This is a genomic window from Methylomarinovum caldicuralii (assembly GCF_033126985.1).
Lineage (GTDB): Bacteria > Pseudomonadota > Gammaproteobacteria > Methylococcales > Methylothermaceae > Methylohalobius > Methylohalobius caldicuralii.
In genome coordinates, this window is record NZ_AP024714.1 from 2,296,340 (window position 1) to 2,309,957 (window position 13,618).

Here is a 13,618-nt window from a genome sequence, read left to right on the forward strand (position 1 = left end):
CTCGACAAATTTCTGACTACCCTTAAATCATAGCCTCAAACCACCCAGCTCACGCGATAGAGGAGGAAACATGTTTTCACTGGACAGGGTCCACATCGGCGTCGTCGGCCTGGGATACGTCGGCCTGCCGCTGGCGGTGGAGTTCGGCCGCCGGTATCCGACCACCGGCTTCGACATCAACCGCCACCGCATCGAGGAACTGCGCCGGGGCATCGACCGCTCCCTGGAAGTGGAGCCGGAAGAACTGCAGCGCGCCGAGCGGCTGCGCTATACCTCCGACCCGGACGACCTGGCGTCCTGCAACGTCTACGTGGTCACGGTCCCCACCCCCATCGACCGCCACAAGCGTCCCGACCTGACCCCGCTGGTCTCGGCCAGCGAGACCGTCGGCCGGGTTCTGGCGCCGGGGGACGTGGTTATCTACGAATCCACCGTCTATCCCGGCGCCACCGAGGAGGTCTGCGTCCCGGTACTGGAACGGGAATCCGGACTCAGATTCAATCAGGACTTCTTCGCCGGCTACAGCCCCGAGCGCATCAACCCCGGCGACAAGGAACACCGGGTCACCAACATCGTCAAGGTGACCGCCGGCTCAACGCCGGAGGCGGCGGAATTCATCGACCGGCTCTACCGCAGCGTGATCACCGCCGGCACCCGCAAGGCCAGCAGCATCAAGGTGGCGGAAGCGGCCAAGGTGATCGAGAACATCCAGCGCGACGTCAACATCGCCCTCATCAACGAGCTGGCGGTGCTGTTCAACAAGCTGGGGCTGGACACCCTGGAAGTGCTGGAGGCCGCCGGCAGCAAGTGGAATTTCCTGCCTTTCCGGCCGGGGCTGGTGGGCGGCCACTGCATCGGCGTCGATCCCTACTATCTGACCCACAAGGCCCAGGAGATCGGCCATCACCCGGAAATCATCCTCGCCGGCCGCCGCATCAACGACGCCATGGGCGAATACGTGGTGGCGCGGGTGGTCAAGCTCATGAACCAGCGCCGCATCCACGTCTGCCAGGCGGACGTGCTGATCCTCGGGGTCACCTTCAAGGAAAACTGCCCCGACATCCGCAACACCCGGGTCATCGACATGGTGCGGGAGCTGGCAACCTACAACGCCCGGGTGGCGGTCCACGATCCCTGGGCCCACGCCGACGAGGCCCGGGAGGAACTGGGCATCGAGCTGATCGAGCGTCCCGAACCGGGCCGCTACGACGCCATCATCCTCGCCACCGGTCACGACCAGTTCCGGGAAATGGGCGCTGAGGCAATCCGCGCCTTCGGCAAGCCGAACGCGGTGCTGTTCGACGTCAAGGGCATCCTTCCCAAGGAGCAGGTGGACGGCAGGCTATGAAGATACTGGTCACCGGCACCGCCGGCTTCATCGGCGCCTTCGTCGCCCACCGCCTGCTCGACCGCGGCGACGAAGTGATCGGCTTCGACAACGTCAACGACTATTACGACGTCCGCCTCAAGGAGGACCGCCTCGCCCGCCTCAAGGCCCGGGCGGGCTTTACCGAGATCCGCGCCGATCTGGAGGACCGCCGGGCCGTGGAGACCGCCTTCCGGAAACACCGGCCGCAGCGGGTGGTGCATCTGGCGGCCCAGGCGGGCGTGCGCTATTCCCTGGAGAATCCCCACGCCTACATCGACGCCAACCTGGTGGGATTCTGCAACATCCTCGAGGCCTGCCGCCACGGTGAGGTCGAGCACCTGGTCTACGCCTCGTCCAGCTCGGTCTACGGCGCCAACACCGAGATGCCGTTCTCGGTCCATCACAACGTGGACCATCCGGTGAGCCTCTACGCCGCCACCAAGAAGGCCAACGAGCTGATGGCCCACACCTACAGCCATCTGTACGGCCTGCCGACCACCGGCCTGCGCTTCTTCACCGTCTACGGCCCCTGGGGACGACCGGACATGGCCCTGTTCAAGTTCACCCGCAACATCCTCGAAGGCCGCCCCATCGACGTCTACAACCACGGCCACCACCGGCGGGACTTCACCTACATCGACGACATCGTCGAGGGCGTGGTCCGCACCCTCGACCACGTGGCCGAGCCCGATCCGGACTGGTCCGGCGACCGCCCCGACCCGGGCACCAGCCGCGCCCCCTACCGGATCTACAACATCGGCTGCCACAATCCGGTGGAACTGATGCGCTTCATCGAGGTCCTCGAAGACGCCTTAGGTCAAAAGGCGCAGAAGAACTTCCTGCCGATGCAGAAGGGTGACGTGCCCGCCACCTACGCCGACGTCAGCGATCTGATGCGGGACGTGGGCTACGCCCCCTCGGTGACGATCGAGGAAGGCATTCCCCGCTTCGTGGCCTGGTATCTGGAGTACTACGGCAACCGATGAACGAGGTTCCCCTGCTGGGACTGGCCGCCTTCAGCGGCACCGGCAAGACCACCCTGCTGACCCGCCTGATCCCCCTGCTGAAGGCCGGGGGACTTAAGGTCGGGCTGATCAAGCACGCTCACCACGCCTTCGACATCGACCACCCCGGCAAGGACAGCTACGAACTGCGCCGGGCCGGGGCCACGCCGGTGATGGTGGTTTCCCGGCGGCGGCGGGCGATCGTGTACGAGTATCCCGACGAGGGTGAGGTGGACCTGTTCTCCCAGCTGGCCTATCTGGATACCACCGGTCTCGACCTGATCCTGGTGGAAGGTTTCAAGCGCGCCCCCATCCCCAAGATCGAGCTGCACCGCCCGGCCTTGGGAAAACCGCTGCTGTTTCCCGAGGATCCCCATGTCATCGCAGTCGCCAGCGATGCGCCCCTGTCCTGCCCCTGCCCGCTGCCGCAGCTCGATCTCAACCAGCCGCTGCAGATCGCCGCCTTCATCCGCCATGACTTCCTCCGCTGATCCCTGCCGCCGCCCCGGGCTGGTACCCTTGGAGCAGGCTCTAAAGCAGATATTGGGTGGCATCGTGCCTTTGCCGGACGACGAATGGGTCCCGGTGCACGACGCCGGCGGCCGCATCCTGGCCTGTGACCTGCAGGCGCCGATGCCGCTGCCCGCCTTCACCAATGCGGCGATGGACGGTTACGCCGTCAGGGCACAGGACCGCGGCCGCTTGAAGATCATCGGCACCGCCTGGGCGGGCAAAGCGTTTCCGGGCCGGGTCGAGGCGGGTACCTGCGTGCGCATCTTCACCGGCGCGCCCCTGCCGGAAGGAGCCGACGCCGTGGTCATGCAGGAACAGGTCGTGCGGGAAGGGGACACCGTCAGCCTCAGCGCTCCGGTGCGCCCGGGGGAGAACGTGCGCCGCGCCGGCGAGGATCTCGAGCGCGGCGCGGTGCTGCTCCCCGAAGGCAAGCGGCTGCAGGCCGCCGACCTGGGGCTGCTGGCCGCCGCCGGGGTGAGCCAGGTGCCGGTGCGCCTGCGGCCCCGGGTCGGCTTCTTTTCCAGCGGCGACGAACTGCGCCCGCTGACCGAAACCCTGCAGCCGGGGCAGATCTACGACAGCAACCGTTACGCCCTCAAAGGATTGCTGCGGGAACTGCCCGTCGTCGCCTGCGATCTCGGCGCCCAGCCGGACGACCTCGAACGCCTGGGCGCCTGCCTGCGCCTGGCCGCGGAACATACCGACGTCCTCATCAGCACGGGCGGCGCTTCCGTAGGCGAGGCGGACCTGCTGCGGCAGGCCCTGATCCTGGCCGGGGGGGAAATCCACCTCTGGCGCCTGGCCCTCAAGCCCGGCAAGCCTTTGATCTTCGGACGTGTGGGCAGGGCCTGGTATTTCGGCCTGCCGGGCAATCCGGTTTCGGTGCACGTGACTTTCCAGCAGCTCGTCCGCCCCGCCATCTGGCGCCTGACCGGCGGCCGGCCGTACCGGCCCCTGCGCCTCCAGGTTCCCTGCACCCAGCCCCTGAGGAAAGAACCCGGCCGCCTGGAATTCCAGCGGGGACGGCTGCATTACGACAGCGACGGGAAGCTGGTGGTCACCGCCCTGAGCGGCCAGGGCTCGCACCAGCTCGCCGCCCTCTGCCGCGCCAACTGCTACATCGTCCTGCCGGCCGACAGCCGCGGGGTGAGCGCCGGAGAAACCGTCACCGTGGAGCCGTTCACCACCGATCTTTTCGATGACTGACGGGCTTTTCGTCACCGGCACGGACACCGGCGTCGGCAAGACCTGGGTGGCCTGCCGCCTGTTGCGCCATCTGGTCGCACGCGGCATGGCGGTGCAGGTCCGCAAGCCGGTGGAAAGCGGCTGCCGCCAGGGGGATGCCGGCCTGGTTCCCGCCGATGCCCTGGCCCTGAAACAGGCCGCCGGCAGCGACGAACCGCTGGCGGCCATCTGCCCTTATCGCTACGCCGCCGCCGCCTCACCGCCACGGGCGGCGGCGCTGGTGGGCGAAACCCTGCAACTACGGGATCTTTTGGATGCCTGCCACCCGCAAGAGGCACGCTGGCGCCTGGTGGAAGGCGCCGGCGGCTTCTGCTCCCCCATCGCCGGCGACGGTCTCAACGCCGATCTGGCGGCCGCCCTGGGGCTGGCGGTGCTGGTGGTCGCCCCCGACCGGCTGGGAGCCGTCAATCAGGTACTGCTGACATTGGAGGCCATCGAACGCCGCGGCCTGACGACAACCGCCGTCTTCCTCAACGCCATCGCGCCACCGCCTCCGCAGCTGAACAACGCTGCCGAACTGCGGCAGTGGACCTGTGTGCCGGTCGTCAGCCAAATCCCGGCGCTGGCAGACCTCGTCGTCAGCCGCTAAAGCCGGTCAGAGGAAAGGGGACCGGGTCATGGGTTTTCGGGGCGTACCCGGCCTGGATGGCCGGGTTTCGAGCATCCAGGGATGGATTCACAGCGTCCCCGAAAACCCATGACCCGGCCCCCCCACCGCCCCCAACAGGAACAGCGTTTTTCAGAGCGCCTCGGGCTTGGGTTCGCGCAACAGCAGCTTGCGCACCGCGATCTGGGGCGCCACGCCTTCGTAGAGCAGGGCATGGACCTGTTCCACGATCGGCATCTCCACCCGGTGGCGGCGGGCCAGGGCCCAGATCAGCCGGGCGGTGCCGATGCCCTCGATCTCCTGGCCGATTTCCGCCTTCACGGTTTCGAGGTCGCGCCCCTGCCCCAGCCCCAGCCCGAGACGGCGGTTGCGCGACTGGTCGTCGGTGCAGGTCAGAATCAGATCCCCGACGCCGGCGAGCCCCATCAGGGTCTTGGGCTTGGCGCCCAGGGCGCTACCTAAGCGCATCATCTCCGCCAGCCCCCGGGTGATGAGGGCCGCCCGGGCATTGGCACCGAATCCCATGCCGTCCGACACCCCGGCGGCAATCGCCAGGACGTTCTTGACCGCCCCGCCGAGCTGGACGCCCAGCAGGTCGTCGTTGGTATAGACCCGGAAGAAGGCATTGCGCAGCAGCGCCGCCACCGCCTCGGCAAAGGCCATGTCCGGGGAGGCGGCGGTGATCGCCGTCGGCAGCCCCTTCATGACCTCGATCGCGAAGGTTGGCCCCGACAGGGCGGCCAGGGAAGCCTCGGGCCCGAAACAGTCGCGGGCCACCTGATGCAGGAAACGGCCGCTGTGCGGGTCCAGGCCCTTGGTTCCCCAGGCCAGCCGGTAAGGCGGCTGCAGGCAGGCGCGCAGCCTGGCCAGACAGTCGGCGAAGCCGTGACTCGGCACCGCCAGCAGCATCAGCTCGCGCCCTGCTGCGGCACGCGCCAGCTCCGCCTCACAGACGATGGCGTCGGAAAGCGTAAGACCAGGCAGATAGCGGTCGTTGCGGCGGGTTTCGGCGATCGCCTCGATGCGCTCGGCGCTGCGGTCCCACAGGCTGACGGCAAAGCCGTTGCAGGCGATCAGATTGGCCAGCGCGGTTCCCCAGGAGCCGGCCCCAAGCACACAGACCGAGGAGATCGCCATCAGGGCACTCAGTTGGGCTTCGAAGCCGCCTGCTGCTGGGCTTCCTGCTGCATCTTCTGGGCGTAGATGGCCTCGAAGTTGACCGGCGGCAGCACCATGGGCATGAAACCGCCCTTCAGGGACAGGTCGGACACCACCTCACGGGCGTAGGGGAACAGCACGTTGGGGCAGTAGATGCCGAGCAGCGGCCCCATTTCCTCCTGGGCGAACCCCTGGATGGCGAAGATGCCCGCCTGGGCCACTTCCACCAGATAGGCGGTCTTGTCGCCCAGCTTGACGGTGACCGTCACCGTCAGCACCACTTCGAACAAATTTTCCTCCGCCAGCGGCGTGGCGCTGCTGGAGAGGTTGAACTCCACCCCCGGCTCCCACTTCTCCCGGAAGATATCCGGGGAGTTGGGCGTTTCGAAGGAAACGTCCTTGACGTAGATTTTCTGGATCGCAAACTGTTTTTCTTCCGCCATGTAAAATCCTTATTTGCTCTGTTGTTTCGATTTGACCACCGGCAGACCAGCCTCTTCCCAGGCCGTCATGCCCCCTTTCATCAGATACACTTTGGGAAAACCGGCGGCAACCAGCTTCCCGCAGGCCGTGATCGACCGGTTTCCGGACTGGCAGGTGACGATGATCGGCCGCTCCCGGTACGGCTCCAATTCCCCCAGTTTCTTGTCCAGATCCCCCACGGAGATCAGCACCGCATCGGCCACGTGCCCCTTGACCCACTCGTGGGGCTCGCGCACGTCGAGGACCACGGCGTCTTCGTTGTTGATCAGCAGCACCGCCTGCAGCGGGGTGACCACCTCATACTTGCGCAGCAGACTCTCGACCAGATCCCGGATCAGCAGTACCGTCACCACCACGAAAGCGATGACCAGATACAGATGATTCCCGACGAATTCAAACAGCCGTTCCAAGGTGATTCCGTCCATGTCGTTGTTCGTTTCTCTGTGTCAGTCAATCGATAGCGGCGGACCCGTCGTGCCGGCAGAAGACGTCGCGGATCATCTCGATCAGCTTCAGGGTGCGCTGGTCGTCGATACGGTAAAAGACGCGATTGGCCCGCTTGTCGAAGGTCAAGAGCCCCTTGTCCCGCAAGACGGCAAGGTGCTGGGAGACGTTGCTCTGGGTCGTCCCCACCTGCTCGACGATCTCCTGCACGCTGGCCGGCCCGCGCCCCAGGATGCACAAAATTTTCAGCCGCAAGGGATGCGACATCGCCTTCAGGCATTTGGCCGCCTTGGCGATGTCCTCCTCCTCGGCGATCAGCGTTTCACTCATAAATCAGCGTTTCACTCATAAAGCCCTCGCGCGCGTTTTCTCCTCCGAGATCGGCGGCTTTCAACCCGAATCGGGTATTATAACGGTTTCCCCATCCCTGCCCCAGCCAAACCGTGATCGTCCGTCGCCTCCTCCCGGCCCTGCTGGCCCTGTCGCTGTATCTCCCCGGCGGATGGAGCAAAACGTCCGACGCGTCGGCCCCCGTCCAACGGCTCACCCGGGAAATCCGGCACCTGACCGACGAACAGCACCAGGCGGAAAGGGAACTGGCCCGGGCCGAAAAGCAAATCGCCCGGCTCAATCGCCGCCTCGGCGAGCTGGAACAGGAACGCCACGGACTGCAACGACGCCAACGGCAGCTGCACCGGGAACTGGAAACCCTGCGCCAAAAACTGCGCGACCGGCGCCGCTGGCTGGCGGCCCAGATTCGCGCCGCCTACCTGCTCCAGCGCCGCGGCGGCCTGCCGCTGCTTTTCAGCGACCGCAGCCCCGGCGAGATCCAACGACTGCTGGTCTATTACCGCCATCTGACCCAGGCCCAGGCCACCCGGCTGCAACAGCTGCAGACCCAACTGAACCGCTTGCAGACCCTGGAGGCGCGCAACCGGCAGCTCCTCGCCCGCCTGGAGACGCTGGCGGCCCAACGCCGGGAGACCCTCACCGCCCTGAAACAACAGCGACAGGCGCGCCGCCAGGCGCTCACCGCGCTGCAGCGGCAACTGGCCGACCGCCGCACCCGCCTGCGCAAGCTCGGGGCGGACCAGAACCGGCTGCAGCAGCTGGTGCGCGCGGTCAACCGGACAGCGGCGGCTTCCGCGCCCAAGACGGGCTTTCTCCATCGCAAGGGCAAGCTGCCGTGGCCGGTCGCCGGCAGACTGGCCGTCCGCTTCGGCGCCAGACGTGGCAGCGGCCGCTGGGAGGGGGTGGTCCTGAAAGCGCCTGCAGGCACCCCGGTAAAGGCGGTCCACGCTGGCAAGGTCATCTTCGCCGGCTGGATGCCGGGCTACGGCAACCTGCTGATCATCCGCCACGATCACGACTTTCTGACGCTGTACGGTTTCACCCGCGAGCTGTACAAGCAGACCGGCGACCGCGTCGAAGCAGGAGAGACGATCGCCACCGTGGGCAACAGCGGCGGGCGCACCCGCCCCGGCCTCTATTTCTCCATCCGCCGCGGCAGCCGCCCCGTCGATCCGGAACGCTGGTGCAACAGACACGGGCGGAGAGGCTGAAGACGGGGAAAATGTGTCATACTAACAGGAGGTTGAAAACGCCCTCTGCAGGCCTTTCGACCCCCGCCAAGAATTCGAATGAAGGAAGCATCGATGCGTAGTACCAAAAGCAACCTGTTCCTGCTGGCCCTGGGCACCTTCCTGGGCATCCTGTTGGGTACCTGCGGCAGCGTTCTGGCCGAGCGCGGCGCCCGCCAGGCCGACACCATTCCCTTCACCGAACTTAGGACCTTCACGGAAGTCTTCAGCCGCATCGAAAGCGACTACGTGGAGCCGGTGGAAGACAAAACGCTGCTGGAGAACGCCATCCGCGGCATACTCTCGGGGCTCGATCCCCATTCGGCTTATCTGGGCCCGGACGAGTACAAGGAGCTGCGCATCGGCACCACCGGCCAGTTCGGCGGTCTCGGCATCGAGGTAGGGATGGAGAACGGCTTCATCAAGGTCATCTCCCCCATCGATGACACCCCGGCGCAGCGGGCCGGCATCAAGGCGGGTGACCTGATCATCCGCCTCGACGACAAGCCGGTCAAGGGCATGACCCTGCAGGAGGCGGTCAAGATCATGCGCGGCAAGCCTGGCACCAAGATCACCCTGACCATCGTCCGCGAAGGGGTGGACAAACCGCTCAAGATCACCCTCACCCGGGCGATCATCAAGATCAAAAGCGTCAAGCACAAACTGCTGCAGCCCGGCTACGGCTACGTGCGCATCACCAGCTTCCAGTCCCGTACCGGTGAGCAGCTGCACAAGGCCATCGCCGAACTGAAAAAGGACGGAGCGCTCAAGGGACTGATCCTCGATCTGCGCAACAACCCCGGGGGCGTGCTCAACGCCGCGGTGGCGGTCAGCGACGCATTCCTGGAATCGGGCAAGATCGTCTATACCGACGGCCGGATCGAAGAGGCCAAGATGGAATTCAAGGCCACGCCGGGCGATCTCATCAAGGGCGTGCCGATGGTGGTGCTGATCAACGCCGGTTCGGCCTCGGCCTCGGAAATCGTCGCCGGCGCCCTGCAGGACCATCGCCGCGCCATCGTCATGGGGCAGAAATCCTTCGGCAAGGGCTCGGTGCAGACCATCCTGCCGCTGAGCAACGGCGGCGCCATCAAGCTCACCACGGCGCGTTACTACACCCCGTCGGGACGCTCGATCCAGGCCGAAGGCATCGTGCCCGACATCGTTCTGGGCATCGTGCGTCTGGAGCCGGTCAAGGAGGCGGAGGAGTTCAAACCGGTCACCGAAGCCAGCCTGAGCCGTCATCTGGAAAACGGCGCTAAAAAAGAGGCGAAGGAAAAGGACGGCCGCAAAGAGAGCGAGGCCCTGCTCAGGGACTACTACCTCCACGAGGCCCTGAACGTTCTCAAGGGCATCAACATCGCCAGGGAAGCCGGCAGGCGGTAACGCAAAAAGGGGGCGATATTGCCCCCTTTTTTCAGGCCAGAAACCGGATCGGGGTATGCCGATCCGGTTTTTGTTTTTCAGGCCGACAGCCGCCGCTGCTGTATCAATCCCGTCCCGTCGGCGGCCGGCTGGTATTTCACCGAGAAGGTCTCGAAGGCCTTCAGGGCGTCCTCGAGGGGTTCCGGCCCCCGGTATTCGAAGGCGTTGACACCGACCCGGGCCAGATAGAACATCTGGTCGTAGAGGAAGTCGCCGCCGGCCCGGATTTCCCCGGTGAATCCGTACCGTTGCCGCAGCAGCCGGGCGATGGAAAAGGCCCGACCGTCGGCGAAGCGCGGCAGCTCCAGCATCACCAGCTGGATCCGGGGCAGATCCGGGGCCAGCACGTCCAGTTCCTCCGGCGCCTGGCAGTCGAGGCGCACCCCGATCTCGCCCTCACGCTGCAGCAGCGATTCCCGTTCCACCAGCCAGCGGCTGAAGGGGACGGTCACCTTGCCGTTGGGGGGTGCCACCTCGTCGCTCAGATGCACCCAGGCGTCTTCGATGATCTGGCGGTCCTTAATGATTCGCATAGACACGCTCCTTGAACGGGGTCACGCCCACACGGCGCACGGTGGCCAGAAACGGCTCGTCCTCCAGGCGCAGATCCACGTAGGTTTTGATGATGGCTTCGACGGTGTCGGCCACCTGATCCTTGGCCACCGCCGGCCCCAGGCGCTCGCCGAGGCTGGCGTCATCGGCCGACGAGCCGCCAAGGGTGATCTGATACCACTCCTCGCCCTTCTTGTCGACACCGAGAATGCCGATGTGGCCGACGCTGTGGTGCCCGCAGCCGTTCATGCAGCCGGACAGGTTGACGCGGATATCGCCCAGATCGTAGAGGTAGTCGAGATCCTCGAAGCGCCGGTAGATGTCCCCGGCCACCGAGATCGAGCTGGCGTTGGCCAGGGCGCAGTAGTCCAACCCCGGACAGCAGATCATGTCGGTGAGCTTGCCGATGTTGGGGGTGGCGAGGTTGATTTCCTTGAGCGCCTGCCACAGTTCAAACAGATCGGTCTGGCGGACGTCGGCGAACACCAGGTTCTGGGTGTGGGTGGTGCGGGTGACGCCGAAGCTGTAGCGCTCGCACAGATCGGCCACCCGCTCCAGCTGCTCGGAGGTCAGATCCCCGGGGGCCACCCCGGGCGGCTTGAGGGACAGGAACACCACCCGGTAACCGGGCACCTTGTGGGACACGGTGTTGTGAGCGTACCAGGCGGAAAATTCCGCCTGCCGGCCGCGCTCGTCCTCCCAGTCCTTTTCCGCCGCGCGGGGATCGTATTGCGGCCTGACGAAGCGGGCCTGGTACCAGGCGATGATGTCATCTTCGAGTGGGAAGGTACCCTGGATCGCCTGCCATTCCTTCTCCACCGCTTCACGGAAAGCTTCGACCCCCATTTCCTTGACCAGGATCTTGATCCGGGCCTTGAATTTGTTGTCGCGGCGGCCGTGGAGGTTGTAGACCCGCAGGATCGCCTCCAGATAGGTGAGCAGATCCCGCTTGGGCAGGAACTCCCGGATCACCTTGCCGATGATGGGAGTGCGCCCCAGACCGCCGCCGACGATGACCTCGAAGCCCACCTCACCCGCCGCGTTCCTGACCAGGCGCAGGCCGATGTCGTGGACCCGCACCGCCGCCCGGTCGCTGGGGGCGCCGGTGACGGCGATCTTGAACTTGCGGGGCAGAAAGGCGAATTCCGGGTGCAGGGTGGACCACTGGCGGATGATCTCGCAATAGGGGCGCGGGTCCTCGACCTCGTCGGCGCAGACCCCGGCGAGGGGATCGGAGGTGGTGTTGCGGATGCAGTTGCCGCTGGTCTGGATCGCGTGCATCTGGACGCTGGCCAGATCTTCGAGAATCACCGGCACATCCTCGACTTTGGGCCAGTTGAGCTGGATGTTCTGGCGGGTGGTGAAGTGGACGTAACCCTTGTCGTAGACCCTAGCGATGTGGGCGACCATGCGCAGCTGGCGGGCCGCCAGATGCCCGTAGGGCACGGCGATGCGCAGCATCGGCGCGTGGCGCTGGATGTAGAGGCCGTTCTGCAGCCGCAGGGGCAGAAATTGCTCTTCGGTCAGCTTGCCTTCGAAATAGCGGCGGGTCTGGTCGCGGAACTGGGCTGCCCGCTCGTCGACCAGACGCTGATCGTGTTCGTCGTAAGTGTACATGGTTCGGCTGTCCCGCAATCCTGACTGGGACAGTCAATTATGCGCGGCTTCCTTATGAAAAAAAACACTGGAAACGGGATATTTCCAAAACGAATCGTAATAACGCAAGCTTCGGGCTTCCGCCGGGCGGCTAAAATTGCCTATGATATACGGCTTGTTGCGCTTGCATCCAAGATATTCCAACACGTTGAAGGGGGATCCACCTTGATCAGGTTCATACTCGCACTCATCACCCTGCTGGCGCTGCCCGGCATCGCCGCCGCCTCCCAGTTGGAGCCGTTGGGACTGGTCGCCACCGAACGCGGCCTGTACTGCGTGCTCATCTTCGTCATCGCCTACGTGCTGGTGATGTCGGAAGAGTTCACCGAGCTGAAGAAATCCAAGCCGGTCATCATCGCCGCCATCATCATCTGGGGGGAAGTGGCCTACATGGCCGCCACCCAAGGGCCGGAAAGGGTCGAACAGCTGGACGGCGCCATCGTCCACCCTTTGGCGGAATATGCGGAACTGATGCTGTTCCTGCTGGTGGCCATGACCTACATCAATGCCATGGCCGACCGCAACGTCTTCGAGCGCCTGCGTTCCTGGCTGCTGATCCGCAATTTCGGCTACCGCAAGCTGTTCTGGATCACTGGCGTCATCACCTTCTTCCTGTCCGCGGTGGCCGACAACCTGACCTCGGCGCTGCTGATCGGCGCGGTGGTGCTGGCGGTGGGCAAGGACAACCCCCGCTTCGTCGCCCTGGGGCTCATCAACCTGGTGATCGCCGCCAACGCCGGCGGCGCCTTCAGCCCCTTCGGCGACATCACCACCCTGATGGTATGGCAGGCGGAGAAAGCCACCTTCTTCCAGTTCTTCGGGCTGTTCATCCCCTCGGTGGTCAACTATCTCGTTCCCGCCATCGCCATGAGCATGGCGGTTCCCGATGAAATGCCGGAACAGTCCACCACCGGGCTGGTGCCCCTGAAGATCGGCGCCTACACCGTCTGCGGCCTGTTCGGCGTCACCATCGCCCTGGCGGTCAGCTTCCATCAGGTTCTCCACCTGCCGCCCTTCATGGGGATGATGCTGGGCTGGGGCATCCTGGCCATCTACGGCTACTGGATCAAGTTCCAGGAGCACGACCTTCCCCACGACAAGCGTTTCGACATCTTCGACATGGTCCGGGATGCCGAATGGGACACCCTGCTGTTCTTCTTCGGCGTCATTTTCTGCGTCGCCGGCCTCGACCACATCGGCTACATGGATCTGGTGGCGGAATGGATGTACGGCGATCTGGGACCGACCGTCGCCAACATCCTGGTCGGTTTCCTGTCGGCCATCGTCGACAACATCCCGGTGATGTTCGCGGTGCTGACCATGGATCCGGACATGGATCTGTACCAGTGGCTGCTGGTGACCCTGACCGCCGGTGTCGGCGGCTCGATGCTGTCGATCGGCTCTGCCGCCGGGGTGGCGCTGATGGGAATCTCGAAGGGCAAATACACCTTCTTCTCCCACCTGCGCTGGACGCCGGCGATCATGGCCGGCTATTTCGCCAGTATCGCGGTCCATTACTGGCTCAACGCCCCGTAACCGCTTTCGCAAAAACCGCCACGAACCCCGGCCCAGTGCCGGGGTT

Annotated in this window: 14 protein-coding genes; 8 read left to right on the forward strand and 6 right to left on the reverse strand. The window is 65.1% G+C overall.

Annotation, left to right across the window (positions count from 1 at the left end):
• Positions 1 to 70: 70 nt before the first annotated feature.
• From tviB to bioD, 5 genes are read left to right on the forward strand one after another with little or no spacing between them, the layout of a single operon-like run.
• Positions 71 to 1,348, forward strand: a complete 1,278-nt coding sequence (gene tviB / locus MCIT9_RS11610) for a Vi polysaccharide biosynthesis UDP-N-acetylglucosamine C-6 dehydrogenase TviB (RefSeq protein WP_317705039.1) — start codon at positions 71 to 73, stop codon at positions 1,346 to 1,348.
• Positions 1,345 to 2,355: an NAD-dependent epimerase gene (locus MCIT9_RS11615; RefSeq protein ID WP_317705040.1), complete on the forward strand. Its 1,011-nt coding sequence runs from the start codon at positions 1,345 to 1,347 to the stop codon at positions 2,353 to 2,355. Before tviB ends, MCIT9_RS11615 begins: the two co-directional genes overlap by 4 nt.
• Positions 2,352 to 2,864 (forward strand): molybdopterin-guanine dinucleotide biosynthesis protein B, encoded by a 513-nt coding sequence (mobB, locus tag MCIT9_RS11620; RefSeq protein WP_317705041.1) that lies wholly within the window; start codon positions 2,352 to 2,354, stop codon positions 2,862 to 2,864. The genes MCIT9_RS11615 and mobB overlap by 4 nt, the downstream gene beginning before the upstream one ends.
• Positions 2,848 to 4,092: a molybdopterin molybdotransferase MoeA gene (gene moeA / locus MCIT9_RS11625; RefSeq protein ID WP_317705042.1), complete on the forward strand. Its 1,245-nt coding sequence runs from the start codon at positions 2,848 to 2,850 to the stop codon at positions 4,090 to 4,092. Before mobB ends, moeA begins: the two co-directional genes overlap by 17 nt.
• Positions 4,085 to 4,720 (forward strand): dethiobiotin synthase, encoded by a 636-nt coding sequence (gene bioD, locus MCIT9_RS11630; RefSeq protein WP_317705043.1) that lies wholly within the window; start codon positions 4,085 to 4,087, stop codon positions 4,718 to 4,720. The genes moeA and bioD overlap by 8 nt, the downstream gene beginning before the upstream one ends.
• 150 nt (positions 4,721 to 4,870) lie before the next feature.
• Here bioD and MCIT9_RS11635 read toward each other — a convergent pair whose 3' ends face one another.
• Genes MCIT9_RS11635 through MCIT9_RS11650 form a run of 4 tightly spaced genes read right to left on the reverse strand, consistent with a single transcriptional unit; the run spans position 4,871 to position 7,153 of the window.
• Positions 4,871 to 5,875, reverse strand: coding sequence for an NAD(P)H-dependent glycerol-3-phosphate dehydrogenase (locus tag MCIT9_RS11635; protein ID WP_317705044.1), 1,005 nt, complete (start codon positions 5,873 to 5,875; stop codon positions 4,871 to 4,873).
• Between the two features lie 8 nt (positions 5,876 to 5,883).
• Complete coding sequence (gene secB, locus MCIT9_RS11640; protein ID WP_317705045.1) at positions 5,884 to 6,339, reverse strand: protein-export chaperone SecB; 456 nt, start codon at positions 6,337 to 6,339, stop codon at positions 5,884 to 5,886.
• Between the two features lie 9 nt (positions 6,340 to 6,348).
• Positions 6,349 to 6,804, reverse strand: a complete 456-nt coding sequence (locus MCIT9_RS11645) for a rhodanese-like domain-containing protein (protein ID WP_317705046.1) — start codon at positions 6,802 to 6,804, stop codon at positions 6,349 to 6,351.
• A gap of 25 nt (positions 6,805 to 6,829) precedes the next feature.
• Positions 6,830 to 7,153 (reverse strand): ArsR/SmtB family transcription factor, encoded by a 324-nt coding sequence (locus tag MCIT9_RS11650; protein WP_317705047.1) that lies wholly within the window; start codon positions 7,151 to 7,153, stop codon positions 6,830 to 6,832.
• Positions 7,154 to 7,266: 113 nt separating this feature from the next.
• On the opposite strand from MCIT9_RS11650, the gene MCIT9_RS11655 reads away from it, so the two are divergent.
• A complete protein-coding gene (locus MCIT9_RS11655; RefSeq protein ID WP_317705048.1) occupies positions 7,267 to 8,385 on the forward strand; it encodes a murein hydrolase activator EnvC family protein in 1,119 nt (372 codons plus the stop codon).
• A gap of 93 nt (positions 8,386 to 8,478) precedes the next feature.
• Complete coding sequence (locus tag MCIT9_RS11660) at positions 8,479 to 9,789, forward strand: S41 family peptidase (protein WP_317705049.1); 1,311 nt, start codon at positions 8,479 to 8,481, stop codon at positions 9,787 to 9,789.
• A gap of 77 nt (positions 9,790 to 9,866) precedes the next feature.
• On the opposite strand, the gene MCIT9_RS11665 is transcribed toward MCIT9_RS11660, so the two are convergent.
• Positions 9,867 to 10,361 (reverse strand): DUF934 domain-containing protein, encoded by a 495-nt coding sequence (locus MCIT9_RS11665; protein WP_317705050.1) that lies wholly within the window; start codon positions 10,359 to 10,361, stop codon positions 9,867 to 9,869.
• Positions 10,348 to 11,997, reverse strand: a complete 1,650-nt coding sequence (locus MCIT9_RS11670) for a nitrite/sulfite reductase (RefSeq protein ID WP_317705051.1) — start codon at positions 11,995 to 11,997, stop codon at positions 10,348 to 10,350. The genes MCIT9_RS11665 and MCIT9_RS11670 overlap by 14 nt, the downstream gene beginning before the upstream one ends.
• A gap of 204 nt (positions 11,998 to 12,201) precedes the next feature.
• Between MCIT9_RS11670 and nhaD the strand changes: the two genes are divergently transcribed.
• Entirely contained in the window at positions 12,202 to 13,572 is a 1,371-nt protein-coding gene (gene nhaD / locus MCIT9_RS11675; RefSeq protein ID WP_317705052.1) for a sodium:proton antiporter NhaD, read from the forward strand.
• The last annotated feature ends 46 nt before the right edge of the window (positions 13,573 to 13,618 follow it).